26 protein-coding genes are annotated in these 25,714 nt (G+C 67.0%); 20 read left to right on the top strand and 6 right to left on the bottom strand.

Annotated elements, in window-relative coordinates:
- Positions 1-35 precede the first annotated feature (35 nt).
- Positions 36-575, bottom strand: coding sequence for a polyhydroxyalkanoate synthesis repressor PhaR (gene phaR, locus ACGHC0_RS08715; protein WP_368354847.1), 540 nt, complete (start codon positions 573-575; stop codon positions 36-38).
- A 221-nt stretch (positions 576-796) separates the two neighbouring features.
- On the opposite strand from phaR, the gene ACGHC0_RS08710 reads away from it, so the two are divergent.
- From ACGHC0_RS08710 to ACGHC0_RS08695, 4 genes are all read left to right on the top strand, one after another.
- A complete protein-coding gene (locus ACGHC0_RS08710; RefSeq protein ID WP_415267972.1) occupies positions 797-1,285 on the top strand; it encodes a surface-adhesin E family protein in 489 nt (162 codons plus the stop codon).
- Positions 1,286-1,396: 111 nt separating this feature from the next.
- Positions 1,397-1,978: a type 1 glutamine amidotransferase domain-containing protein gene (locus tag ACGHC0_RS08705; protein WP_415267971.1), complete on the top strand. Its 582-nt coding sequence runs from the start codon at positions 1,397-1,399 to the stop codon at positions 1,976-1,978.
- A 14-nt stretch (positions 1,979-1,992) separates the two neighbouring features.
- A complete protein-coding gene (locus ACGHC0_RS08700; protein ID WP_415267970.1) occupies positions 1,993-2,172 on the top strand; it encodes a hypothetical protein in 180 nt (59 codons plus the stop codon).
- 139 nt (positions 2,173-2,311) lie between these two features.
- On the top strand, positions 2,312-2,803 hold the full coding sequence (locus ACGHC0_RS08695) for a hypothetical protein (protein WP_415267969.1): 492 nt from the start codon (positions 2,312-2,314) through the stop codon (positions 2,801-2,803).
- 4 nt (positions 2,804-2,807) lie between these two features.
- Here ACGHC0_RS08695 and ACGHC0_RS08690 read toward each other — a convergent pair whose 3' ends face one another.
- Positions 2,808-3,590, bottom strand: coding sequence for an IclR family transcriptional regulator (locus tag ACGHC0_RS08690; RefSeq protein ID WP_415267968.1), 783 nt, complete (start codon positions 3,588-3,590; stop codon positions 2,808-2,810).
- 222 nt (positions 3,591-3,812) lie between these two features.
- Between ACGHC0_RS08690 and ACGHC0_RS08685 the strand changes: the two genes are divergently transcribed.
- From ACGHC0_RS08685 to ACGHC0_RS08660, 6 genes are all read left to right on the top strand, one after another.
- Positions 3,813-4,790, top strand: a complete 978-nt coding sequence (locus ACGHC0_RS08685) for a ThuA domain-containing protein (RefSeq protein ID WP_368354841.1) — start codon at positions 3,813-3,815, stop codon at positions 4,788-4,790.
- A gap of 35 nt (positions 4,791-4,825) precedes the next feature.
- A complete protein-coding gene (locus ACGHC0_RS08680; protein ID WP_415267967.1) occupies positions 4,826-6,988 on the top strand; it encodes a PQQ-binding-like beta-propeller repeat protein in 2,163 nt (720 codons plus the stop codon).
- A gap of 120 nt (positions 6,989-7,108) precedes the next feature.
- Complete coding sequence (locus ACGHC0_RS08675) at positions 7,109-8,107, top strand: TRAP transporter substrate-binding protein (protein WP_415267966.1); 999 nt, start codon at positions 7,109-7,111, stop codon at positions 8,105-8,107.
- Positions 8,108-8,118: 11 nt separating this feature from the next.
- On the top strand, positions 8,119-8,562 hold the full coding sequence (locus ACGHC0_RS08670; protein WP_368354838.1) for a type II 3-dehydroquinate dehydratase: 444 nt from the start codon (positions 8,119-8,121) through the stop codon (positions 8,560-8,562).
- Between the two features lie 51 nt (positions 8,563-8,613).
- On the top strand, positions 8,614-9,192 hold the full coding sequence (locus tag ACGHC0_RS08665; protein WP_415267965.1) for a TRAP transporter small permease: 579 nt from the start codon (positions 8,614-8,616) through the stop codon (positions 9,190-9,192).
- The gene (locus ACGHC0_RS08660) at positions 9,189-10,469 is read left to right on the top strand and encodes a TRAP transporter large permease subunit (protein ID WP_415267964.1); all 1,281 of its coding nucleotides are present in this window, start codon (positions 9,189-9,191) and stop codon (positions 10,467-10,469) included. The genes ACGHC0_RS08665 and ACGHC0_RS08660 overlap by 4 nt, the downstream gene beginning before the upstream one ends.
- Here the strand turns inward: ACGHC0_RS08660 and ACGHC0_RS08655 are convergent.
- A complete protein-coding gene (locus ACGHC0_RS08655; RefSeq protein ID WP_415267963.1) occupies positions 10,466-11,875 on the bottom strand; it encodes a PLP-dependent aminotransferase family protein in 1,410 nt (469 codons plus the stop codon). The two genes, ACGHC0_RS08660 and ACGHC0_RS08655, sit on opposite strands and share 4 nt — an antisense overlap.
- Positions 11,876-11,994: 119 nt before the next feature.
- Here ACGHC0_RS08655 and ACGHC0_RS08650 point away from each other — a divergent pair, with 119 nt between their 5' ends.
- From ACGHC0_RS08650 to ACGHC0_RS08630, 5 genes are all read left to right on the top strand, one after another.
- Positions 11,995-13,284: a hydroxymethylglutaryl-CoA reductase, degradative gene (locus tag ACGHC0_RS08650; protein WP_415267962.1), complete on the top strand. Its 1,290-nt coding sequence runs from the start codon at positions 11,995-11,997 to the stop codon at positions 13,282-13,284.
- A gap of 81 nt (positions 13,285-13,365) precedes the next feature.
- Entirely contained in the window at positions 13,366-13,803 is a 438-nt protein-coding gene (locus tag ACGHC0_RS08645) for a hypothetical protein (RefSeq protein ID WP_415267961.1), read from the top strand.
- Between the two features lie 17 nt (positions 13,804-13,820).
- Positions 13,821-15,203 (top strand): tripartite tricarboxylate transporter permease, encoded by a 1,383-nt coding sequence (locus ACGHC0_RS08640; protein WP_368354832.1) that lies wholly within the window; start codon positions 13,821-13,823, stop codon positions 15,201-15,203.
- An 85-nt stretch (positions 15,204-15,288) separates the two neighbouring features.
- Complete coding sequence (locus ACGHC0_RS08635) at positions 15,289-15,768, top strand: OsmC family protein (RefSeq protein ID WP_415267960.1); 480 nt, start codon at positions 15,289-15,291, stop codon at positions 15,766-15,768.
- A gap of 393 nt (positions 15,769-16,161) precedes the next feature.
- The gene (locus tag ACGHC0_RS08630) at positions 16,162-17,142 is read left to right on the top strand and encodes a sterol desaturase family protein (RefSeq protein WP_415267959.1); all 981 of its coding nucleotides are present in this window, start codon (positions 16,162-16,164) and stop codon (positions 17,140-17,142) included.
- A 67-nt stretch (positions 17,143-17,209) separates the two neighbouring features.
- Here ACGHC0_RS08630 and ACGHC0_RS08625 read toward each other — a convergent pair whose 3' ends face one another.
- Together ACGHC0_RS08625 and ACGHC0_RS08620 are read right to left on the bottom strand one after the other, a co-directional pair.
- Positions 17,210-18,502 (bottom strand): helix-turn-helix domain-containing protein, encoded by a 1,293-nt coding sequence (locus ACGHC0_RS08625; protein WP_415267958.1) that lies wholly within the window; start codon positions 18,500-18,502, stop codon positions 17,210-17,212.
- Positions 18,503-18,512: 10 nt separating this feature from the next.
- Entirely contained in the window at positions 18,513-19,823 is a 1,311-nt protein-coding gene (locus ACGHC0_RS08620) for a hypothetical protein (protein ID WP_415267957.1), read from the bottom strand.
- 206 nt (positions 19,824-20,029) lie between these two features.
- On the opposite strand from ACGHC0_RS08620, the gene ACGHC0_RS08615 reads away from it, so the two are divergent.
- The 5 genes from ACGHC0_RS08615 to ACGHC0_RS08595 are packed head-to-tail and all read left to right on the top strand — an operon-like array spanning position 20,030 to position 23,804.
- Entirely contained in the window at positions 20,030-20,416 is a 387-nt protein-coding gene (locus ACGHC0_RS08615) for a DUF6152 family protein (RefSeq protein WP_415267956.1), read from the top strand.
- Positions 20,417-20,443: 27 nt separating this feature from the next.
- Entirely contained in the window at positions 20,444-21,211 is a 768-nt protein-coding gene (locus ACGHC0_RS08610; protein ID WP_415267955.1) for a hypothetical protein, read from the top strand.
- 52 nt (positions 21,212-21,263) lie between these two features.
- On the top strand, positions 21,264-22,769 hold the full coding sequence (locus tag ACGHC0_RS08605; protein WP_415267954.1) for an alpha/beta hydrolase domain-containing protein: 1,506 nt from the start codon (positions 21,264-21,266) through the stop codon (positions 22,767-22,769).
- 21 nt (positions 22,770-22,790) lie between these two features.
- A complete protein-coding gene (locus ACGHC0_RS08600; protein ID WP_415267953.1) occupies positions 22,791-23,282 on the top strand; it encodes a DUF6644 family protein in 492 nt (163 codons plus the stop codon).
- 33 nt (positions 23,283-23,315) lie between these two features.
- Positions 23,316-23,804: a DUF6644 family protein gene (locus ACGHC0_RS08595; protein WP_415267952.1), complete on the top strand. Its 489-nt coding sequence runs from the start codon at positions 23,316-23,318 to the stop codon at positions 23,802-23,804.
- A gap of 57 nt (positions 23,805-23,861) precedes the next feature.
- Here ACGHC0_RS08595 and ACGHC0_RS08590 read toward each other — a convergent pair whose 3' ends face one another.
- Positions 23,862-25,565 (bottom strand): IPTL-CTERM sorting domain-containing protein, encoded by a 1,704-nt coding sequence (locus ACGHC0_RS08590; protein ID WP_415267951.1) that lies wholly within the window; start codon positions 25,563-25,565, stop codon positions 23,862-23,864.
- Positions 25,566-25,714: the final 149 nt, after the last annotated feature.

Raw genomic sequence — 25,714 nt, 5'->3', positions numbered from 1 at the left:
GGACGGCTCCCGTGGCCGGGCCTTCCGGCGGCCTTTCAGCGCTTCAGCCCGAAGGCGCTCAGCATCTGCTCCGTCTGCTTCTGCATCTGCTCCTGCATCTGCGTGAACATGGCCTGCGACTGGTCGCGGTACTGGCCCATCATGCCCTGGTAGAGCGGCGACTGCGGGTTCATGAACTGGGTCCACATTTCCGGCGTGAAGCCGTGCGACTGCTCCGCCATGCGCGCCTGGAAGTCCGAGAACATCTGCACGTTCTTCTCCAGGTAGGCGCCCATGAAGCCCTGCATGGCGTGGCCGTAGAAGCGGATGATGTTGGCCAGCACGGTCTCGGTGAACATGGGTGCGCCGCCGGCCTCCTCTTCCAGGATGATCTGCAGCAGGATGCTGCGGGTCAGGTCCTCGCCGGTCTTGGCGTCCCGCACGGCCACTTCCTCGCCGTCGATGACGAGCTGCTTGACCTCCGCCAGCGTGATGTAGGTGGAGGTGGAGGTGTCGTAGAGCCGGCGGTTCGGATACTTCTTGATGACCCGCTGCGGACCGCGGGGCGATGGGGATTCGGACGGGGACTCGGACACGGCAGGCTCCTTGCGCACCTGGAACCAGGAAGGGCCCCAGAACTTTTCGTTATCGCTGTGCACCCGATTCTAGGGAGCGGGGCGCTACCGGGCCGCAAAGGAATACCCTGACGCGGCGGCGGGATCACATCCACCGGCATTCCGCTGTGCGGCATGCACCCCATCCATGCCTTAAGATGGGTGAGCTCTTCCTTCCACCGGCACTCATTTCCGGAGGCCCCTTGCTCCCACCCCTGTGCATGGCCCTGTTCGCCGCCGCGCTGCCCGCCAGCGCAGGATCCGCGCAGCCCGCGCCGGCGCAGCCGTCGCCGACGGCGAGCGCCGCGGGGTACCCGGAGGTCGCCAGCCGCGCCGGGGAGTGGCTCACCATCCACGGTTTTCCCGAGGTGCCCGACGGCGATCTGGTGCAGATCAACCCGACCGCCCAGCACTGGCAGGACCAGGTCGCCGTGGATCTGCGCGTGTCGCGCAGCGGCATGCGCATCAACTACCGCAACGTGCCCTACCGGTCGTACCAGGGCATGGCCGTGTTCGACTGCGTGCGGCGCAAGGGGTGGTACCTGTCCCTGCAGTACTACCAGGAACCGCTGTGGCGGGGCCCGGTCACCGCCCGGCTCGATTTCAAGGAGCACGAGGCCCCCGTGACTTTCGCGGGCATGCCGGGCGAGCCCGCCGACAAGCTCGTCCGCGCGGCCTGCCGCAAGCGGTAGCCGGAACGGCCGGCCCGCGAAAACCCACGGGCATCGTCGCCATCGACCGACAGGCGCCAGCCCGCCCGGTGCCTAGATTGGAAGCTTTCCCTTCACAGGAGCTTCCTCCCCATGGCATCTTCATCCAACCCATCCACCGCGGGCCGCCGCGTCGCCCTGCTCGTCACCGACGGCTTCGAACAGGCAGAACTGGCCGGCCCCCGCGACGCCCTGAAAAGCGCGGGGTACGACGCGCAGATCGTGGCCCCGAAGCCGGGCCAGGTCCAGGGCTTCAACCACGTGGACAAGGCCGACCGCTTCGACGTGGACCAGACGCTGGACCAGGCATCGCCCGATGCGTTCGACGCCGTCGTGCTGCCCGGCGGCGTGGTGAATGCGGACGCGCTGCGCACCGACGAGAAGGCCCGGGCCTTCGTGCAGGCGATCGACCGCGCCGGAAAGCCCGTGGCGGTGATCTGCCATGGCGCCTGGCTGCTGATCGACGCGGGCCTGGTACAGGGCAAGACGCTGACCAGCTGGCCGAGCCTCGCCACCGACCTGCGCAATGCAGGCGCGCAATGGGTGGACCGGCCCGTCCAGGTCGAGGGCCGCTGGATCAGCAGCCGCAAGCCCGACGACATTCCGCAGTTCAACGAACAGATCCTGAAGACGCTCCAGCAGGGCGCCGGCACGGAACGCGAAGCCCGCAGCTGACCGGGAGGCAGACCATGGTGACCCAGCTCGACTCCCCCGACGGCAAGCCCCGCAAGGACCCTGGCCGCCCCAGCCCCACCTTCGTGGAAACGGACGACCGCCGCAGCACCGAGACAAAGCCCCGCCCGCCCTCGCACGGCGGGGCAGCGGAGCCGGACCGGAAAGAGACCCACCCGGACGGCCTCACAGACTGAAACGGTGCGGCGGCCGTCCCCGGCCTATCATCGTCCCGCCATTCGAAGAGGCCCGTGCACCGGGCCCATCCAGGGAGGGACCATGCCAACGTATCGGCCAGCATATCGACCAGCGCCGCCGGCCCGCGCGGCGCGCGCCATGCGCCACGCCATTTTTGCCGCCGCGCTGGCCTGCCTGGCCGCGCCGGGCCTCGCCCAGCCGGTCTATCGCTGCGGCAACGCCTACGGCCCGCAGGCCTGCGAAGGGGGCCGCGTGGTGGACACCGCCCCGCAGGTCATCGATTCCGGCCCTGCGCGGGGAGCGGCCACCACCACTACCGTCTATCTCTGCCGCGCGCGGGCCGGCGGCAGGTTCTGGACGCCACGGCACTGCCATGAACATGGCGCCTGGGTGGACCGGACAGAGACCGTGCCGGCAGGCATGCGATGGGAAGACCAGCGCGCCGCCGCCATCGCCCAGCGCAGGCAGATGGCCGCGCTCGCGGCGCCCGCGCCCCGCAAGCGCCGGACCCAGGGCGCGCGGGCGCTTCGCCGCGCAGACCCCGAAGAGGCCTGCGGCAGCCAGGCAACGGCACCCGGCGAAGGGCACACGCCGCGCCCCCGCGGCCGCCAGGCCAGGGCACGTTGCTGAGCGGTCAGGCAGCCTTGCGGAAAAGCTGCGAGGCGCTGCTCGCCCTCGCGACCAGGTCCGCAGTCTGCAGGAGATGCGGGCTCAGCTGCTCCATGCGCTCCGGGGTCAGCCGGACCAGCGGCCCCGCCACCGTCACCACGCCGATGGCCACGCCGGAGGCATCGCGGATGGGCGCGGCCATGGCGGACATCCCGGGTGAGAACATGTCGGAAATCATGCTGTAGCCACGCTGGCGCGCCTGCTTCACGAACTTCATCGCGTCCTTGATGGTCCTGGGCGCGTTGGGCCCGTGGTCCTGCGCACTGGCCAGCCCTTTCCTGGCGAGCATCGACAGGGCCTCGTCGTCCGTCATGCACGACAACCACGCATGGCCGGCCGCGCTGCAGGACAAAGGCACGGACAGCCCCATGTCCGGGTCATAACGCAGCCCGCGAGTGGCTCCCTGGGCCTTCGCCACGAATATCAGGTCCTCGCCATCGACGACGGCCAGGCGGACAAGGTCTCCGGCCTTCGCGGCCATCTCGTCGAGCAGCGGCTGGGCGATATCGACGATGCCGGAATTGCTCAGGTAGGACAGCCCCATCGCGGCCAGCTTGATGGTCAGCACGTACTGCCCGTCGCCCGCCGTCTGCCGGACATAGCCGAGCCGGGTGAGCTCGGTGAGCAGCCGGTGGGTGGCGCTCAATGGAATGGCGAGTTCACTCGCCAGGGCGGACAGCTGGCAGCCCTCCGGATGCGCTGCAAGGCGCTCCACGACCTGAAATCCCCGTTCCAGCACTCCACTCATCGTTGTCTCCCGTTGTTGCGGTTGGCCTCGAAATTCTAGCCCTTCGCATTTTGTTAATGGAAGGGATTTCCATGATGGAAATGTTTTCCACCGAGCGCATCATGCGCTCCGGCCTGTCCTGACCTGCGTCAAGCGGCCCGGGTTGCCGCGCAGCCCGTGGACCGCGCCCGACATGCCCCCGCCGCCAGGGGCCTGTTCTTCAACCCTTCGAGGAGACACATCTTGCGAGCACGCTCATTTCCCTTGTCATGCCTGTTCATCGCCGCGCTCACGGCTGGCGTCGCCGGTTGCGGCGGTGGAAGCGACGACCCCCTCGTGGCGCAGGAGCCGGTGGCCGAGGAGGACATGTTCGACCCCTACTACAACGTATGCCGCGGCACCAACCCCAAGTGCTACGCGGACTGGAACGCCTTCGCGGGGACCCCGGACCGGGTCCTGATCTATTCGCGGACCGCGGGCCCGAGGCATGCGAATCTGGGCACGCCGATGGCCTCCGGCCTCAATCCGGCAATGAATGCCGACAACCTGATGCAGGCCGGCCTGAAGCGGATGCTCGAGGCCGCGGGCATCGCGGTGGACTGGACCGAGGATGTCACCGTCCTGGCCAGCCGCATCAACAACTACAAGACCGTCATCTTCGCGAGCACGAACCGCGACATGCTGTGGAACGGCGCGGTGACGACGGGCGGCGACGCTGCCCGCACCGCGCTGCGCAACTACATGCGCCGGGGCGGCGGCTTCGTCGGCCTGCACAACGCCTTCGGGGGTGAATACAACTGGCCCTACTACGAGGGCTTGCTCGGCAACGCCAACTTCTACAACCACGGCCCCAACCGCACCGGCACCATCGAGATCACGGCCGCGGACCCGTCCACCCAGGGCCTGCCGGCGCGCATCGGCTTCGAGGACGAGTGGTACAACCTCGCGCCCTTCCCCACCCGCGTGAAGTTCCTGGTGAAGGTGGATACCTCCACGCTCAACCCGATCTCCGGGGCGCCCCACCCCGGCCACAAGGACTTCCATCCCGTCGCCTGGTGCCAGTACTACGACGGCGGCCGCGCCTGGCTGACCACGCTGGGCCACAACGCCCACTCCTTCGCAGCCGAGATGACCGGCCCGGGCTCCAGGGAGTTCCAGACCCTCGTCGTGCAGGGCGTGAAGTCCACCATGGGCCTGACCCCCTTCTGCACCCAAGAGTAAGCGCCGCCCCTCATCCCCCTGGATTGGAGACACTCATGATTTCGAACCGTCGAATGACACTGGGCCTTTCGGCCATCGCCCTGGCGACCGGCGCTCTGCTCCACGGCTGCGGAGGCGACAACGGCTCCGGGCCGCCGGCCCCGCCGCTGACGCCGAACCCCACGGCCGCGGACCTGAAGGCCTGCTGCACGCCCGGCGACAAGGATTTCCCCAAGGTCGGGGGCAACCTCGGCAACCAGAACTATTCGGAACTGGCCAGGATCGACAGGAAGTCGGTCGGCAGCCTGGGCGGCGCCTGGCTGAACCGCATCGAAGGCGGCCTCGCCACCGGCACCAACCAGAGCACCACGGTCGTCGTCGATGGCGTGCTCTACATCGAGTCGGCACTGGGCAACGTGATCGCCGTCGATGGCAGGACCGGGGCCACGAAATGGAAGTGGACCACGCCCTACGGCGTCATCACCCGGCGCGGAGCGGCCGTCGCGAAAGACCTGGGCCTCGTCTACACGGTGGCGGCCGGCAACCGCCTGGTGGCACTCAAAAAGGACACCGGCGAGGTCGCCTGGATCAAGCAGTACCCGGCGGCCGCCACGGATGCCGGCTACCTGGGCGCCGTGCAGAAGGTGGCCATCGTGTACCACAACGGCCGCCTGCACATCGGCACGAACGATGGCAATCGCGGCGCGGCGTTCTCGGCGGACGCGGCCACCGGCGAGGTCATCAGCGTCTTCTGGGGCGTGCCCGGTCCCGGCGAAGTCGGCTACGACACCTGGGGCGGCGCCGAGGAGCAATACCGCACGGGCGCGACCCCGTGGATCCATCCGGCCGTGGACCCCGAGCTGAACCTCGTGTACTGGACCTTCGGCAACGTCCGCGGTGGATCGTCGCAGGACGGGTCGAAGCGGCCGGGCCTCAACCTGTTCGCCAACTCCATCGTCGCGCTGGACCTGACCACGGGCAAGTACAAGTGGCACTTCCAGTCGGTCCACCACGACATCTGGGACATGGACAACGTGATGTCCCCGGTGCTGGCCGACGTCCGGATCGGCGGGCAGGAGCGCAAGGTCGTCATCTACGGCAGCAAGACGGGCATGTACTACATCCTGGACCGCAAGGACGGCAGCGCGCCCCTGGGCATCGACGAGCTGCCCGTGAAGCAGGATGCCCGGCAGGCGACATGGCCGACCCAGCCGTTTCCGCGGCAGGGCCCGTGGACGGAAACCTGCGTCGTCGACCAGCCGCTGGGCACGGCGATCCCGGGCGATCCCAACCGGGCGGTGCCGAACTACGCGCGGGGCTGCATCTTCGATCCGCATTGGGATGTGCCGGTGCTGTCGATGCCGGGCCACGGCGGCGGCGCGAACTGGAACCACCAGTCGTTCAGCCCGAAGACCGGCCTGGTCTACACCGGCATGGGCTACGTCGGCGCCGCGCACTCCCTCACCGAAGCGAGCAACGGCCTGCGGCCACCCGGCGTGTACGTGACGGGAGCGGTGGTGGCCGTGGACCCTTCCACCAACCTGGTCCGCTGGAAGAAGCCGATGCCCTATTCCCTCGCGCACGGCAACGGCATCCTGTCCACCGTGACCAACCTGCTGTTCATCGGCCAGCCCGACGGGAACCTGCTGGCGCTGGACGCCGACAACGGCAACGAACTCTGGCGCTTCCAGACCGGCGCCTCGATCAGCGCGAGCCCCGTGACCTACGAGATCGACGGCGAGCAATACGTCGCCGTGTACGCGGGCGGCACGTCGATTCCCTACAGCGACGCACCGCGCGGCGATTTCCTGTGGGCCTTCAAGGTCGGCGGCACGGTAGCTCCGGCACCGACGCCGACGCCGCCGGTCGTGCGCCGGCCGGTCTCGGGCAGCGCCGTCGAGGGAAGCGCCCTGCCGACGCCCCACACGGTTTTCCTCGGCCGCGTACAGACCGCGGCCAACGCCCCGGGAGACACGGAATCGACGGCCGTGAACGCCATGACGCCGACCTGGATGCGGGTGCCCGTCAACACGACGGTGACCTTCACGAACCCGGCCACGAACGCGAACACGCATTGCGCGACCCAGTTCTTCGAGGGCCTGTTCAACCTCAGGCTCGCGCCCGGGCAGTCCGCGCAGTACCGGTTCGACAAGCCCGGCGAGTATTTCTACAACGACTGCCACAGCCCGCGGCCCACCGGAAAAATCGTGGTGTATTGAGCCTTGGGCGGCAGGCCGCTGCCGCGCGACGCATGGCGGGCATCAAGGGATTTCCATAGTGGAAAGTTTTTCCACTTTTCTTACGATGCTCCCGACCCGAAGAACATACTGGAGACTTGCATGAAGCACTTCCGCACCATCCTGGCTGCCCTTCTGTGCGCAGCCGTCGTCACACCGAGCTTTGCGCAGAAAGAGCGCACGATCCGGTTCGGCCACCTGAACAACACGGACCACCCCGTGAGCTTCGGCGTGAAGCGTTTCACCGAGGCCCTGGCCACCAAAAGCGGCGGAAAGATGAAGGTGCTGGAATTCCCGGCGAACCAGCTCGGCAACGAGTCCCAGCAGCAATCCGCATTGCAGGGCGGCGTGCAGCAGATGTATTCCCCTGCCACCACCTCGCTGGCAGGCATCGTCAAGGAATTCGGGCTGATCGATTTCCCGTTCTCGGTGAGCGACTTCGAGCAGGCCGATGCGCTGCTGGACGGCCCCCTGGGCAAGGCGCTGATGGCGCAGCTGCCGGGCAAGGGGCTGGTGGCGCTCGGATTCTGGGACCTGGGCTTTCGCAACGTGACGAACAGCAAGCACGCGGTCAACCGGCCCGAGGATCTCCAGGGGCTCAAGATCCGCGTCATTCCGAACCCCGTGTTCCTGGAGTCCTTCAAGGCGCTGGGGGCCAATCCCGTCCCCATGCCCTTCGCGGAGCTCTACGGCGCCCTGGAATCGAAGGCGGTGGACGGCCAGGAGAACCCCTTCTCCGTCATTCTTTCCAACAAGTTCTACGAGGTGCAGAAGTACGTCAGCGCGACGAACCACGTCTATGCCGCCAACATCATCCTGGTGAGCAAGAAGTTCTGGGACCAGCTCACCCCGGACGAGCAGAAGTGGATGCAGGAGGCCGCCGACGAAGCGCGCGACGCACAGCGCCAGCACAGCCGCGCCGCGGCCCGGAAGGCGGTCGATGAGCTGAAGGCCAAGGGCGTCCAGTTCAACGAAGTCGGCGCGCAGGAACAGGCCCGGATGCGCGATGCCGTCAAGCCGGTCGTGGACAGGTTCGCCGCGCAGTACGACCCGGCCATCGTGAAGCTCTACAACGACGAACTCCGTCGCATCCGCAAGTGAAGGGATCGCCCATGAAGATACTCGTACTCCATGGCCCCAACCTGAACCTGTTCGGCCGCCGGGAACCGCACATCTACGGGACGACCACGCTCCAGGAAATCAACGACCGCCTCCTGGCCCTCGCGGGAGAGCTCGGGATCGGGCTGGAGACCATCCAGTCGAACCACGAAGGCGAACTCATCGACTTCCTGCACGAGCACATCGATGCGGCGCAGGGGGCGCTGGTGAACCCGGCAGGCCTGACGCAGCACGGCGTTCCGCTCCACGATGCGATCAAGGCCATGCCGTTTCCGGTCATCGAGGTCCACATGTCGAACATCGCGGCCCGGGAGCCGTGGCGCGCCCACTCCATCATCTCGCCGGCCGTGAAGGGGACGGTGCAGGGGCTCGGCCCGCACTCGTACCTGGCGGCGCTGCGGGGCCTGCATGACATCGTCAAATCCTCGGCCTCCTGAGGGCCGCGGGCGGCGCGATATGGCCGCCCGTCTTCGAGAAATGGCTTCAACATGAGTCGGTGGATCGATACTGCCTGCAAGGTGACGGAAGCGTTCATCGCCTTCTGCCTGGCCGTGATGGTGGCGCTGGTGTTCGGCAACGTGCTGCTGCGCTACGGGTTCAACTCCGGAATCATGGTTTCGGAAGAGGTGTCCCGGTGGCTCTTCATCTGGATCACCTTCCTCGGCGCCCTCGTGGCACTCAAGGAGCGGGCGCACCTGGGCGTCGATGCCCTCGTCTCGCGCCTTCCCCCCGCCGGCAAGAAGATATGCCTCGGGCTGGGGCATCTGCTGATGCTGTACATCCTGTGGCTGCTCTGCGAGGGCAGCATCGCCCAGATCCGGATCAACTGGGACGTGTCGGCGCCGGTCACCGGCGCGTCGATGGCGATCGTGTACTTCGCGAGCCTGGCGTTCGGGGCCGGGGCCGCGCTGCTGCTGGCCGCCAACCTGCTGAAGCTCCTCGCAGGACGGCTGGACGAGGACCAACTGGTCGCCGTGCAGGAATCCGAGGAAGCCGCGGCGCTGGCGGAGGTCATGGACGGCGCCCGCGCCGGAGCCGACAAGCCGGCGGGGAGGACCCCGCGATGACCATCGCCATCTTCCTGGGCTCCCTGCTGCTGGCCATGGCCATCGGGATGCCGATCGCCTTCGCGCTGCTGGCCAGCGGCCTGGCGCTGATGTGGCAGCTCGACCTGTTCGATTCGCAGATCCTGGCGCAGAACCTCATCGGAGGGGCCGACAGCTTCCCGCTCCTGGCCGTGCCCTTCTTCATGCTCGCCGGAGAGATCATGAATGCCGGCGGACTCTCGCGCCGCATCGTGGACCTGGCGCTGGCGCTGGTGGGCCACATCCGGGGAGGTCTCGGCTACGTCACCATCATGGCCGGGTGCCTGCTGTCGGCGCTGTCGGGCTCCGCGGTCGCCGACGCGGCGGCGCTGACGGCGCTGCTGCTGCCCATGATGACGTCGGCCGGGCACGACAAGGCCCGTTCGTCGGGCCTGATCGCGGCCACCGGCATCATCGGCCCGGTGATTCCGCCGAGCATCGGGCTGGTCATCTTCGGCGTCGCCGCCAACGTGTCCATTTCCAAGCTGTTCCTGGCCGCCATCGTCCCGGGGCTGCTGATCGGCGGAGCGCTGTGGGTCACCTGGGCCTGGCTGGTCCGCCACGAGAAGGTCCGCCCCCCGCCGCGGAAATCGGCCCGGGAAACCTGGGCGGCGGCACGTGCCGCCGGCTGGGCGCTGATGCTCCCCGTCATCATCCTGGTCGGCCTGCGGATGGGCGTATTCACCCCGACCGAAGCCGCCGTCGTCGCGGCGGTCTATGCGCTGTTCGTCGCCACGGCCATCTACCGCGAGCTCTCGTTCCCGGCGCTCTACCGGGTCTTCGTGAATGCGGCCAAGACCAGCGCAGTGGTCATGTTCCTGATCGCGGCGGCCATGGTCAGCGCCTGGCTCATCACCGTGGCGGACCTGCCCTCGAAGGTGGTCAGCCTGCTGCAGCCGTTCATGGGCAGCCCGATGCTCCTGATGATGGCCATCATGCTGCTGGTGATGGCGGTGGGCACGGCGATGGACATGACGCCGACCATCCTCATCCTCACCCCGGTGCTCATGCCCGTGGTGAACGCGGCAGGCATCGACCCCGTGTATTTCGGCGTGATGTTCATCATCAACAATTCCATCGGCCTCATCACGCCGCCGGTGGGCGTCGTGCTCAACGTCGTGGCAGGGGTCGGCAAGATGAGGATGGACGAAGTGACCCGGGGCGTGCTGCCATTCATGGTGGCGGAATTCGCCATCATGTTCGCCATGGTTCTGTTCCCGGCGCTGGTCACCGTGCCGGCCCGGTGGTTCGGCGGCTAGCTGCCGCCTGCGGCCCGGCGGGCGTCCTCCACCGCCCGCTGGAACCGCCCGTCCAGCACGGCGCTCACGTTGCAGCGCGACCAGCGCGACACCAGGGAAGGGTCCACCTGGAAGACCCTTCCCGGGGCCATGCTCACATGGCGCTCCAGCAACTGCGCCGCCCATGCCAGCGAATCCGCCACGCCCGGGAAGGCCACCCACAGGTAGAGGCTCTGCGCGCTGCGCGCGAACACCTCGCAGCCCTGCGCATCCAGCCAGGCCAGGGCCTGCGCCGTGGCCTGGCCCAGCTTCTGGCGCAGGCGCACCAGGTGCCGCTCGTAGTGCCCCTCGCGCAGCATCACGTCCACCATGCGCTCGCAGTACTCCGATCCGCTCACGTGGATCAGCGCCTTCAGGTCGGCCAGGTCGCTGGCCAGCGCATCGTTGCAGGCGATGAAACCCACGCGCAGCGCGGCCGAGAACGACTTGGAGAAGCTGCCGATGTAGATGGTGCGCTCCAGCTGGTCGAGGGTGGACAGGCGCACGGCCGACGTGGGCTTGAAGTCCGCCAGCGGATCGTCCTCCACGATCAGCAGGTTGTGGCGCTCGGCCAGCTGCAGCACCTTGTAGGCCTTGGCGGCGCTGATGTCCGAGCCCGTGGGGTTGTGCGCCAGTGACTGCGTGAAAAACAGGCGCGGCCGCTCCTGCTGCAGCAGCGCCTCCAGCGCCGCCACGTCGGGCCCGTCGGCCAGACGCGGCACGCCGAGCACGCGCGCGCCCGCCAGCTGGAGCTTGCCGAACAGCGGGTAGTAGCCGGGCTCGTCCACCAGCACCGTGGCGCCGGGCGGCACGAAGTAGCGGATCACCAGGTCCATGGCCTCGTTGGCGCCGTGCGTCAGCACCAATTGCCCCGGCGCGGCATGCAGCCCGAAGTCACCCAGCTTGCGCACCAGGCTGTCGCGCAGCGGCGCATAGCCGTAGCGGCTGCCGTAGCGGAACAGCGAACCCAGCCCCGTGCGCACCACCTTCTGGTGGTAGCGGTCCAGCCGCATGTCGGCCAGCCATTCGACCGGGGGAAAGCCATCGCTCACGGCCACGGCGCCGGGCTCGGTCTTGAGCTGCTCGCGCATCAGCCAGACGATATCCATGGCCCGGCCCAGGCCCGCATCCTCCTCGGCCCGCTGCGCCGGGCGCACGGGTCCCAGCACGAAAAACCCCGAGCCCCGGCGCGGCTCCACCACGCCGCGCGATACCAGCAGGTCGAAGGCCGCGACGACGGTGTTCTTGGCATAGCGGTGCAGCTGCGCCAGCTCGCGCAGCGAGGGCAGCCTGTCGCCGGGACGGTACACGCCGTCGTCGATCTGCTGGCCGATCAGGTCCGCGAGCTGTTCCGCGATGGGCGCGCGGCGCCCCGGTGTCCGGGCCATGGCGGCCTCCATTCATGTTGCAGTGCGATGGTACTGTTTGCGCAAACTGTACCTTTCTCGAAGGGTACAGTCTGCCTACAGTCCGGCGACCAGATTCTTGACTTCAGGAGACGCCTTCCATGGTTGCCGATTCGCGACTGCCCCAGTTCCGCTCCCTCACGCCCGCGCAGCGCCGCGACTTCCTCATCGACGCCTGCGGCCTGGACGCCGGGGAACGCGCCCTGCTCGCCGGGCCCGGCGCCCTGCCCCTGCCGCTTGCCGACGGCATGATCGAGAACGTGTTCGGCACCTTCGAGCTGCCCATGGGCGTGGCCGGCAACTTCCGCATCAACGGCCGCGACGTGCTGGTGCCGATGGCGGTGGAAGAGCCCTCCATCGTGGCCGCCGCCTCGTACATGGCCAAGCTGGCGCGCGAGGACGGGGGCTTCCAGACCTCCAGCACGCTGCCGCTGATGCGCGCCCAGGTGCAGGCCGTGGGCATCGCCGATCCCTACGGCGCCCGCATCGCCGTGCTGCAGGCACGCGATCGCATCATCGAGCGCGCCAACGGCCGCGACCAGGTGCTGATCCAGCTGGGCGGCGGCTGCAAGGACATCGAGGTGCACGTGTTCCCCGATTCGCCGCGCGGCGCGATGATCGTCGTGCACCTGGTCGTGGACGTGCGCGACGCCATGGGTGCCAACACCGTCAACACCATGGCCGAATCCGTGGCGCCGCTGGTGGAGGAAATCACCGGCGGCTCGGTGCGCCTGCGCATCCTGTCCAACCTGGCGGACCTGCGGCTCGCGCGCGCCCGCGTGCGGCTCACGGCCGCGACGCTCGCCACGAAGGAGCGCAGCGGCGAGGAGATCATCGAAGGCGTGCTGGACGCCTACACCTTCGCCGCCATCGACCCCTACCGCGCGGCCACGCACAACAAAGGCATCATGAACGGCATCGACCCCGTCATCGTCGCCACCGGCAACGACTGGCGCGCGGTGGAAGCCGGCGCCCATGCCTACGCCAGCCGCAGCGGCCTCTACACCTCGCTCACGCGCTGGGAGAAGGACACCACCGGCGCGCTGGTCGGCACCATCGAGCTGCCCATGCCCGTGGGCCTGGTGGGCGGCGCCACCAGGACCCATCCGCTGGCACGCCTCGCGCTGAAGATCATGGACGTGAAAAGCGCGCAGGAACTGGGCGAGATCGCGGCGGCCGTGGGCCTGGCACAGAACCTGGGCGCCCTGCGCGCCCTGGCCACCGAAGGCATCCAGCGCGGCCACATGGCACTGCACGCCCGCAACATCGCGCTGGTGGCCGGCGCCACGGGCGACGAGGTGGAAACCGTGGCCCGGCGCCTGGCCGCCGAACACGACGTGCGCACCGACCGCGCGCTGGAAGTGCTGAAGGAACTGCGCGCAGAGGTTTGAACCCGGCAGCGTCCCGGCGGCGGCGGGGCCGCCGGGGCGTGGCACCCACCCCCGCCACCGACCCATAACAAGGAGACAAACATGACAACCCAAGACCCCGCCGGCTGGCGGCTGGCCGAAGTGTGGGGCGACACCGTCGACCTGCGGCACCTGGCCTGGTCCATCGCGATCGGCATCGGCATCAGCGTGGCCGGCTTCTTCCTGGCCAGCCGCTGGCTCGCCACGGTCGTCGAATCCAAACAGCTCGCGCATGCCTATGCCATGCTCGCGGGCCTGGCCGGCTGCGTGGCGGCCGGCGTGATCTGCGCGCGTGCCTTCCCCCCGAAGCGCGAGGTGACCGAACTGGACACCCCCACCGATCCGGCCTGGCGCCGCGAGGTGCTGGAGGAACTGGCCGCGCAGCCCGGCGGACTGGGCACCGTGGCCGACCTGCCGCCCGTGGTGGTGCAGGAGCTCAAGGAGCTGAAGCTCTACGACCTGTTCGAGCAGAACGCGGCCGCCGGCCGCGCGCCGCGCTGAGTCAAGGGGAGCACGACATGGACCCGCAACTCCTCAACGACATCGCCGTCGCTGCCGCCATGGGGCTGGCCGGCGCCGTGGTGTTCGCCGCCATCGGGCTGGTTTCCGGCACCGACGAAACCACCACGCTCGCACCGCTCACGCTGCTGGTGGTGCTGCTGGGCGTGCCGCCCGCCGGCGTCTTCACCTTCTTCCTGGCCGGCGCCGTGGCCAAGCACATGACGCACGCCGTGCCCACCGCCCTGCTGGGCATACCGGGCGACACCCTGGCCACGCCGCTGCTGCAGGACGCCAACATGCTGCGCAAGCTCGGCGTGCCGCACATCGCCCTGCGCAAGATGGTCTCGGGCGCGATCGTCGCGGCCTTCGTGGCCGTGCCGCTGGCCGTGCTGTTCGCCGTCATGCTGGCGCCGTTCGGCGCCACCATCACCAAGACCGCGCCATGGATCTTCCTGGCCGCCGCGCTGCTCATCGCCTACTTCTCGGCCGGCCGCTGGGCCTCGGTGGCGCTGCTGGTGCCTTTCGTGGTGGTGATCATCGCGCTGCAGGCGCTCACCGCCAAATACGAGGTCAAGCTCAGCATCAGCTACTTCCTGGGCATCGCCATCGGGCCGCTGATCGCCGACCTGTTCACGGTGATCGCGCCGGCCGGCCGCCAGCGCATGCTGCGGGACCAGGTGCGCCAGTTCAACCTCGCACCGGACGTGAAGGGCTGGTCGGGCTACTTCCCCAACCCGTTCCAGGTGATGGACCGCGTGCAGACCCGCTGGACGCTGCTCACCGCCACCATCTCCAGCGCCACCTTCGTGTTCAGCCCGGTGGCGATGACCGTGGTGCTCGGCGAACTGGTGGGTTCGCGCATCAGGCACGCCTACCACCGCCTGACCACGGTGCTGAGTGCGCGCAACGGCGTGACCGAGGCCACCTACATCGCCGAGGCGCTGATCCCGCTCATCGCCTTCGGCCTGCCGCTCAGCCCCGTCGCCGCCGGCCCGGCGGCGCCGCTGTTCAACGCACCGCCGCGCTTCACCGTCGATGCCGCCACCGGCCAGACGCACAACCTGCACAACCTGCTGAACCACTGGGAGTTCCTGGGCTACGGCATGCTGGCCGTGCTGCTCGCGGCCGTGGTGTCCTACCCGTTCGCCATGAACTTCGCGCGCCGCGCCGCCCTGTTCGTCTCGCGCCGCGTGAGCCACGAGGCGATCATCGCCACCTTCGTCGGGCTGATCATCGTCATCAGCGTCTGGGAAGGCCAGTTGCTGGGGCTGCTCGTGATCCTGACCATGGGCCTGCTGGGCGGCCTGCTGTCGCGCAACTTCGGCTTCAACACCGGTGTGCAGTTCATGGGCTACTACACGGCGGTGTTGAGCGTGCCGGCGCTGGTGAAGCTGTTCTGAAGCCTGCCCCGGGGCGCCTGCGGCCATGGTTCGCCCTACACTGGCGGACCATTGCACCCCCTGCAGAGAGATAGAGAAAGGCCCCATGGCAGCACACACCGCCACCGTCGCCTGGCAGCGCGGCACGGACGATTTCCTGGACAGGCGCTACCACCGCGCCCATACATGGCAGTTCGACGGCGGAGCCACCGTGGCGGCCTCGTCCTCGCCCCACGTGGTGCCGCTGCCCTATTCCGACGCGGCCGCGGTCGATCCCGAAGAGGCCTACATCGCCTCGCTCTCCAGCTGCCACATGCTGTGGTTCATGGATTTCGCCAGCCGCGCCGGCTTTCGCCTCGACAGCTACACCGACGCGGCCACCGGCACCATGGCGAAGAACGAGGCCGGCCAGATCGCCGTGACCCATGTGCAGTTGCGGCCGGTGACGCTCTTCGACGCGATGCACGCGCCCACCGCGGAGCAGCTGGAGGCCCTGCACCACCAGGCCCACGCGTCGTGCTTCCTGGCGAACTCGGTCAGGACCCGGATCGATTGCCAGCCGGTGCTGGAAATCAGCGAAGCCTGAGCCGCATCCATCTGCCGTTTCCTTTCGCGAAACCGCGGGGCCGCAGGCTTGCCCGAAGCAACGTTCGTGCACCGGGAAAACTCATCGAACGCCACGAATTACCGTCCGAACATATTCACATGCCCCATGAATCCGCGTGGCAACGACCATTCACGAGTCCGCGCGCCACCACATCCGATTCCCTCGGGCAAGAACGTATCCCGTACCGTTAATTAACCGTTCTGCAACTTGTGCCGCAAGGCGCGGCACCGCATCATCACCGCAGTCCGTTGAAGCAAGCAGCCACAACTCCTTTGGAGAAATGCATGCTCCACGGACGGAGACAATTCGGGGCCTTCCGGGCCTCCAATATCAACTCAGCGCAACGCGCAGTCACTTGGTGAGGTGCTTTCCATGTCCATGCACGACATTTGGGAATCGATAATCGCATTCTACGAACCGACCCTGGAAATACTGGGATTATGGACCCTGGGCCTTCCCCTTTTCATCACCGTCATCGCGATGATTTTCATCATTTCGCAGAAATGGCAGAAACCATTGACCCTGCGATCGCTTTTCAATGCGGTCTTTCCCAAGGATCAATATGCACACGCCTCGTCCCGCGTGGACATCTGGAATGGGATTCTCCTGCTCCTGGTGGGATTTCCTCTCGTAGGGGTCATGGCCATCAGCGGGATCGCCATCGCGGACCATGTGGCAGTCTGGTTCAACACCGAATTCGGCACCCGTAGCACGCTCATCGAATCGAGCTGGCTGCTGGTTTCCGTCCAGTTCCTGGCGTATTTCCTCAGCGTTGATTTCGTGGGGTACTGGGTACACCGCTGGTGCCATACGAACCCTCTCCTCTGGCATCTCCACAAGCCGCACCATACCGCTGAGACACTGACGCCATGGACACTCTTCCGCCAGCATCCGGTCGAGTTCTTCGGGCTCAACATCATTCCAGCCGTCGTGGGAGGGGCGTTCACCGGCCTGGTGCTTCATGCGACGGGGACCACGATACTTCCAGGCACTGCGGCCGCAGTCGGCACGGCGGCTTACATCGCCTTTTTCGTCATCGACGTGTTTTCCCACGTCCACATACCGGTGTCGTACGGGTGGATGAACAGGATCATCCTGGCGCCGGTCATGCACAACCTGCACCACAGCATGGAGCCCCACCATTGGGACAAGAACAATGCCGTGATACTGACGCTCTGGGACTGGATGTTCGGAACCCTTTACCTGCCGAAGAAGAACGAGGTCTGGCGCTGGGGATGCAACGACGAAGAGTACGGAAACGCCAATCCGCACAAGACCCTGAGGGGGTTCTATATCGATCCCTTCATCACGTTGTATAAGCATCTGCGCGACGGCAAGAGCTCCAATCTCTGACCTGCCCGGCAGACTCCCGGCCTCGCCGAAGGGCTGGCGCGGGGGCCTCTTCAGGGGCCCGTAACGGTCAGGGCCCCGCCTTGGAGGCCGGTACCTTTCTCGTGTGCCACATCCGATCGACATCGAGCGGGCGGGCGATCAGCCGTGTGCCCGAAACATTCGATGGACCGAATGTGCGCACTTCGTACAGCGCCTCGAAGGCCTCGCTGCTGCCCAGCTGGCCCTTCAGGCGGTCCAGTTCAGCAGGGTCGGATGCGAGCTTCGCGGCTTCGACCAGCGCGGGGTCGCTGATGCCGGCGACCACCACGATGTGGTTTCCCGAAGGCCCGGGGAAGCGGGCGAGGTAGGCATAGTCGCGGCGCATGATCCTCTCCGTGGAGGGCTCGGCCCAATCGGACTGGAATCGCTCACCGCTTTTTCTGTCCACGACCGCATCGCTGCCGGCAGACAGCGAGAAACCGGAGATATCGAGGAATGGCTCCTGCAGGTCCCTCAGGTCGCCGAGCAATCCCACATAGACGATGTCGTGACTTCCCAGCATCTCGTTGGTAAAGCGTGCGGTCGTCACCTCCCTGACCAGCGCCGTATTGCCGGACTTCGTCGCCGCCACGATGGGGGCGACCGAAACCAGGGCCGATGCGAGCCCGATCGGCAGGTGGTAGGTGTTCATGTCGAAAACCTTCTGCCCCGCTCCGTCCGCATGCTGCTGGTATCGATGAAGATCCTCGGCGGACGCGATATCGGGATCCGCGACCATGCGGACGATGGAAGCACCGGCCTGCCGCTCGCCAAACACATAGAAGCTGCCCGAGACGACCAGCACTGGCGCCGTGCCCTGCGCCAGGCCGCTCCAGAGAATGCTGTCGGTGCGCGGATCGCGGGTCGATTTCCCCGCGATGCCGATCCAGCACACGGCGTTGAACACGAGGAAGAGCGCAGCACCGGAAGCATGCAGCCACCGGTGCAAGCCACGGCGCGCCGGGGCCGGGGATTTTCCGCGGTCTTCCGGGTCCCCCGGGGCTGCGGCAGCGGAAGGCACCACGACAAGGCGGTACTCGCCACGCGGCAGCGCGAGACGTTCGCCGCGCTCGTCCGCAGGCAGGGCGTCCAGCTTCTTTCGAAGGCGGTGGACATGGACTCTCACGGTCGCATCGGCCGCCAGGTCCATGTCGTTGGATCTGCCGAACACGACCTGCGCGATCTCGATCTCCTTCGGCGCCGTGGCCGTCAACGACCGTTCGAGGAGAAACTCGAACAGGCGAATGATCTGCGGGGATTTTCCCAGCACACCGCTTTGCAGAATCCTCTGGCCATGCGACGCCAGGCTGCCCTCCTCGCCGGCTCGGTGCGGTGCGTCCATTTCACCTCCTTCAGAACGTCGCCATCAGCATCAGCTTGACATAGGGGTTCGCCGATGCACTGCCGCTCTGGTTGCCGCCATTTCCGTCGTACCTGCGAGGCTTGTAGACACCGATGATGGGAGAGAGCGTCCAGTGGTCCGTGACGGCCCAGTCCACATAAAGGGCCAGCTCCCGCGCGTCCACATTCAGGACGTTGCGATCGGCCAGCGTCCTGTAGTCGAAGAACATCAGCGTGGCCGTGAGCGTCTCCCCCGGACGAACCGACAACGCCACATCGTTGATCCGCATGTTGAAGTTGTAGGAGAACGCATAGTTCGACGCGACCTCCCCCTGGTACCGGTAGCGGAAGCCCCCCTGGAACAGGGAGTCGAACTCCTTCGAGTAACGGGTGTGCCGGAAGCTCAGCGACGGCTGCCAGGGCACTGCCGAGAAGGTGTAGGAGGCCTCGGCATACCAGGCGCTGTCCGTGCGCGAGTGCTTCTTCTGATGGGCATACTCGATCGCGAAGTCGGCATCCTTGACACCGGCATTGCCTTCGGCCCGGAGGCTGTAGATCTTCATGCCCTTGCGCTCGAGCCGGGAAGGAACGATGGCATACCGCTGGTCCACATCCAGGCCATGGACATAGGTCAGTCCGACGGTGCCCGCCGCGCCCGTGTAGTCGATCGTGCCGGCGGCCACTTCGGTGTTGGCCTGCAGCCGGGTGTCCGACTTGAGCCATGCGGCGCTTCCGTGCAGGCCCTCCGAGCTCCCCAGCCGCAGTACCGCGGTGCGGGCGAATGACAATCGCCTCCCCAGATAGTAGGCACCGCCACGGTCATAGCGACCGTTGTCCAGGCCCCGGCCCGGATTGACGCCGTCGTCCGTGATGAGGAAGCCGGAACCCATCTTCACGACCTGGCGGCCGGCCGAGAATTCGATCCCATCCATCCCCAGGCGGGGAAACAGATCTCCCGACTTCCATCCCAGGTAGGCCTCCTCCACGGCGGTGCGGCGTTCACGCCCCGTAGTGAACCCTCCGGGATCCCCGTCTCCCCAAGAGGCCGAGCTGAGCAGCTTGAAGGATCCGTAGAGCGAGCCGGCACCGGTCCGGTCCGTCGCTCCGCTCACGCCATACTTCGCGAAGCCCTCCTGCCATCGAAAAACGCCGGCACGGCCGACGTAGTTGCGCTGCGCACCGAACAATCCATAACCGGCCACCAGGTCCGCGTTCAGATAGGTTTCTCCATCTTTGTAGAGTTCGAAGGCCCGGGCCGACGGCGCTTCCGCCATACAGATCGCGGCCAGGGAAAGCAGGGGTGCGTAGCGGACCGAGCGCATGGAAGTTTCCTTGGTTGCGTGACGCGCGAGTGTTCCGCCGCGTGCGGAAAGAGCGGTAACCCAAATCAGCAAAGGCGCGGCATCGGCGCCCTGCCGGCCGGCTCCCCCTAGGGAGTTCCCTGGAATTCGAACGCTTGCCGTTTTGGGCTAAGGCTTTCGGACGCGTATTCCTATCCTCTGGACCGAGAAGGACAGAGACACCGACCATGAACCCATCATCCCCACCCCCGCCGCGCAGAAGATGCCTTCTGCTGGCCACGGCCTGCAGCGCCTTGCCGACGCTGGCCTTCGCGCACCATTCGTTCGCACTCTTCGACGAATCGAAGACGATCACGATCAAGGGCGTCGTGGGCCGGTTCGCCTGGACCAATCCCCACGTGACGATCTACATCGATACGCCAGCGCCTTCGGCAAAGCCATTCAAGATCGAGACAGGCAGCGTGAATGCCCTCCGGCGGATGGGCTGGAAAGCCGACTCGGTGAAGGTCGGCGACAGCGCCGAGGTGTCCTTCCACCCCCTGAAAAACGGGGAACCCGGAGGATTGCTCGTCGAGATCAAGGTGGGCGGCACAGTGCTCACGGGCGGCGGATGAACGAAGGCAACCCGTGGGAACGATGCGATGAAACCGACACGACGCTTCGGCACGGCAGTGATCGCCCTGCTCATCCTGGCAGGCGCCATCGGCGCATACGTCGCGACGACGCCGGGCGCGGGCCGCGCTGCGCCGCCGCGCCCCGACATCGGCGGCACCTGGGAAAGGACTCCCGACGACTGGTTCGGCAAGAACCCGGACGACCCGGTGATGCCGGGCGGGCCGATGGACATGAAGGAGCCCTATGCCAGCCAGTACGCGGACCTGAAGAAACGGCAAGCCGCTGCGAACGAGGAAGGAAAGCCGCTGGCCACGACCAGCGCCAGGTGCCTGCCGGAGGGCATGCCGGTCATGATGGCGGCGCTCTTCCCCATCGAGATCATCCACGACGAGAAGCAGGTAGTCGTCCTGGGCGAGTACCTCCAGCAGGTGCGCCGGATCATCCTGAACGAGCCGATGCCGCCGGACACCGAACTGGAGCCCATGTACCAGGGCCACTCGCGCGGGCGCTGGGACGGCGAAACGCTCGTCGTTCGCACGCGCGGCATCAGGACCGACGTGGACTTCTATGGCGTACCGCACGGCAAGGACATGGAGATCACCGAACGGTTCCGCCTGACCGCACCGGACCGCCTGGAGGTACAGGTCGCGATCGACAACCCCGAAGTGCTCAACACCCCGTACCGCTTCACCTTCGAATACAAGCGGTCGGACTACCGGATTCTGGAATACGTCTGCGAGAACAACCAGATCGTGATCGACAGCGACGGCCGGGCGGCTCTCCGCCGTGACTGAAGCCATGCCGAAGAACGCCACACCCCAATCTTCTGCGAGGAGATCCTTCCCGATGGACATCCTGTCACCCCGGGACGCCACGCGGATGGCACTGCGGAGCGCCACGCTGTCGCTGGCCTTCATGGCCTGCGCCTTCGCGGAAGTGCCCCGCATGCCCACGGCCACGGCCGTACCGCCGTCCGGCAAAGCCCCCCTGTCATCCGCGCACCGGCCGGGAACGGAATACATCGACCTCGCGCAGCACGGCTACGTCGAGGAAGAGTACTACCTGCAAGGCATCGCCCCCGCGATCACAGCCTCCGGCGAAACCCTGCTCCAGGCCCCCTACACCACGCGCATGCTCGTGCGCAAGCCGGCCGATCCGGCGCGCTTCAACGGCACCGTGGTGATCGAGCCATTCAGCTGGTTCGGTGAGCGCGGCGCCGGATGGATCCTGTCCCGCGACTACCTGCTGCGCCGCGGCTACGCCTACGTCGGATACACGCTCAACAACAACAGGCCGAAGGTCGATCCCAAGTTCATTGCGGACACGCCGGCAGCGGAGGCAGCGGCGATCCGCCAGTACGGACGCATTGTGAACTTCGAGTTCATGCGCCGCTACGACTATGCCCGCTATGCCCCGCTGGGAACCTATTACGACCCGGAGCGCTTCACCCGCGGGAGTGGCCCCGACCCGTTTGTTCCCCAATCCCAGGGCATTGCCGCGCAGTTGGCGCTGCTGCTGAAAACACCGGCAGCGCAGGGCCCCGTCGCGGGGCTCGATGTCCGGCGCGTGTACGTCAACAGCTGGGCCGTCACGGCACAGGTCTGGATGGACTACCTCGACCAGGGCCGCCACCAGCAATGGCGCATGCCCGATGGCCGCCCGCTGTTCGATGCCTACATGACAGGCCGCATGGCCTACGGCGAGGCAGGCGGCGACGCCATCCGGATGCCGCGCAGGATGCCGCAGGACGTTCCCTTCGTCACCGTCTACACGCAATCCGAAATGATGCACGACGCGATCGAAGGCATCGACCTGCCGCCCGACACGGACAGCCCCCGGGTTCGCTATTACGAAGTGACCGGCATGCCGCACCTGCGCCTGGCCGATCTCGGAACGGAACATACCGAGCAGCTCGCGGCCGATGTCGGCAAGGCAGGCGATCCCCGGTGCCGCACGCTGTACGACGAACCCGTGGAAATGCTCGCCTCGGCCCTGCTGGACGGCATGGACCGATGGGTACGCGAAGGCACGCCCATGCCCAGCGCGCCACGGATCGTGCGCGATGGCAAGGGCGCTGCGCGCGATGCGACGGGCAACATGCAGGGTGGCGTGCGCCCGCCCTGGATTCATGTGCCCAGCGCGGCCTACCTCACCGACCAGGAAACGGGCTGCGGCCTGATCTACGACACCAAGCTGCCCTACACGAAGCAGGAGCTTCGCAAACGCTATGGCAGCTTCAGGAACTACGAACAGCAGTTCGACGCGGCCAAGGCACTGTCGGTCCAGGAAGGCTACCTCCTTCCGGAGGATGCGAAGGCCCTGCGTCCGATCGCCAGGCCCGGCGATTTCTAGCCCCCGTCCAAGGACCACCGCATGTCATCCGATCGCTTCATCGCCTGGCTCCACGAGTCCCCGCCGAGCACGGCGATCCGGGACCTGCCCTGGATCGTGCCCACCGTGCAGAGCATCCACATACTGGCCATCGCGGTGCTGTTCGGCGCCGCCGTCATCTCCGAACTGCGCCTGGCCGGCATGCTGGCCACGGACGAACCCGTACGGGCCATCCTGCGCCGCTACGCCCCATGGATGCGCAACGCGCTCATCGTCCTGCTCGCCACGGGGCTGATCATGACCATCGGCGAGCCCGGCCGCGTGCTCGTCAACCCCACGTTCTGGCTGAAGATGGCCCTCGTCCTCGGCATCTTCACCCTGACCTGCATCGTGCGGCGGCCCTTGCTGCGCGGCACCGAGGAACCGCTTTCCCCCCTCCGCCGCGGCCTCTGCGCCAGACTCGTCGCCGGCCTGTCGATCGCATGGTGGTGCGCCGTGATCTTCTGTGGTCGCTGGATCGCCTACACGATCTAGACCGCAATCCTCGAGACCTTTCAGGCCTTCATCATGAACATGCCATCGACACTGCAAGCCATCGAAGGAACGCCTCTGGCGGCCATGATCAGGGAGTCCGGCTCCGCCTTTCCCGCCCTGGAGTCCCTGCACGTGATCGGCATTGCCCTGGTGTTCGGCACGATCGCCGCCGTGGATCTCAGGCTGCTGGGCTTCGCCGCCCATCGCCGCAGCGCGCTCCGCCTGATCCAGGAGTTGCTGCCATACACCTGGGCCGCCTTTGCGGTCTGCCTGACCACCGGCCTGCTCATGTTCGTCTCCAACGCGGTCACGTACTGGGGAAACACCGTCTTCTGGTGGAAGATAGGTGCGCTGCTGCTGGCGGGTCTCAACATGGGCGCCTTCCACCTGGGAGCCTATCGCCGCATCGGCGAATGGGACACCGCGCAGCCGCCGCCCGGTGCTGCCCGTGCAGCAGGCTTCGGCTCCCTGGTCCTGTGGACGCTGGTGATCTTTCTCGGCCGCTGGATCGGCTTCACGTGACGGCACGATCCTGCAGCGCACCGATCGCCGGAATGGACCCGTTCCGCGCAGGAGCCTTCACCCGCGGCGCCGGATCGTACCGATCGCGAACAGCGCCAGCAGCGAAGACATGAACAGCATGCCCCACTCGGACAGCGTCGGGATGGCCGCCACGGCCGACGGCGCCGCCACGGGAGACGCGGGGCCACCGGCGCTCGCGGACGCCGCGGTGCATACCTCCGCCCCCGGGGTGGTGCCCGTCTGCGCCTGCGGGGTCACGCAGAAGAACAGGAACTGGCCCGCGTCCGACGCGGTCGGGGTATAGGTGTTGCCGGTCCCGACGGTGAAACCGCCTGCGGGCGACGTACCGGATGCGCTGCGTACCCAGCGGAAGGTCGAGACCGACTCCGCATCGTTCTGCGCATCGCCGTAGGTATAGGTGCCGGTCAGCGGCACGCCCTGCTGCGGGGCTCCGCCGATCGTGACGGCGGAGGCCACCGGCGCGGTGTTGGGGTCCACGGTGATCGTCACCGTGGCGGTGTCGCACTGCGTGGCGTTGGGTGCCGGCAGGCACAGCCGGTACTGGAAGGTGTCGGTGCCGGTCACGTTGGCATTGGGCGTGTATGTGTAGGCGCCGGTTGCCGGGTCCATCGTGACCGTGCCCCGCGTGGGTGAGGAAGACACGTTGAAGCTGGCGCCCTGCGGGAACAGGTCGTTGTTCGGCACGCTGGAGCTGACGGGCGTGTTGGGCGTGGTGCTCGCCCTGTCGTCCACGGCGTCGAGCCCGACGGTGATCCGGACCGTGGCGTTCGCGCATTGGTCGGTATCCGGCGCCGGCTTGCACACCTTGTAGTCGAAGGAATCGACACCGGTGAAGCCCGGTGCGGGCGTGTAGGTATAGGTTCCGTCGTCGTTCATCACGACCGAGCCGTTCGCCGGATCGGAGGTCTTCGTCCAGCGCGAGCCCGCCGGCGCCGTGTCGTTCGCCGCGGCATTGCCGGAGACCGGCTCGCCCATCTGCGTGGCGCTGGTGTCGTTGGAGGCCCCGACGGCCCCCGGCGGCAGCGCCACGGGCTGGCTGCCATAGTCCACCCACGACGTATCGACCGGCACCGGGTCGGCGATGGCGATGTTGTCCAGCTCGAAGTTCGTGCCCCGGATCTCGATGCGGCCGAAACGCACGCTCGTGCCCTGCAGCAGCAGATTCACGTAGCCGTACGGCTCCAGGGTGTTCATGCCCGCGAAATTGGGGTTCGGGTTGCCGTAGTACGCGGACTTCGCATACTGCTGCCCATCCAGTGCCGTGATGCTGCCGGGTCCCTGCAGCAGGGTGACCAGCGACGCCGTGGTGAACTCGGCAAGCAGGTTGTTGTCCGTGTCGTAGAACCGGATGATGTTGGTCGCGTCCCCCGCGGACCACCAGAAGCCCACGTACTGCCGGTTGCCGGTCAGCGTGACCGAGATCGTGCCGGCCCCTACCGAGAGGTACTGCCCCGTGCCGCCAGCGCCACCGAATTGCGACGCTGCAGCGCGGTTGCCCGACGTGGCCGTGTAGTCGCCGATGGCCCAGGTGCCCGAGGCACCGATCGGACCGGCAGCGAGAAAGCGTTCGACCGTGGCACCCGTGCGCGTCGTGTCCTGCTGGCCAGGAGCCGAGAGGTACATGCCGAGCGTCTGTGCGGAGACCGCGGGGCTCCAGAACGCGGCCGATGCGGAGACGACGGCGAGCGCGAGCTTCCAGGATGGGTGGAGGAAACGGGAGCGGAAGCGGTCTTGGTTCATTGGGCGTTCTCTGAAAGATGGCAATAAAAGACGTCGATGGCGGATGCGATGCATCGCGGTGGAACGCTTTTACGGCGGATAGCTTTCAGTAATCGCCAATTGACAATGATTGACGTTTCAAGACCCTTTGGGAGGCGGTGGCGTTGCGC

It is taken from the genome of Acidovorax sacchari (assembly GCF_042847045.1).
Taxonomy (GTDB): Bacteria; Pseudomonadota; Gammaproteobacteria; order Burkholderiales; family Burkholderiaceae_C; genus Paracidovorax; species Paracidovorax sacchari.
The sequence above is the reverse complement of the archived record's forward strand: the minus strand, read 5'-3'. Positions and strand labels throughout refer to the sequence as shown.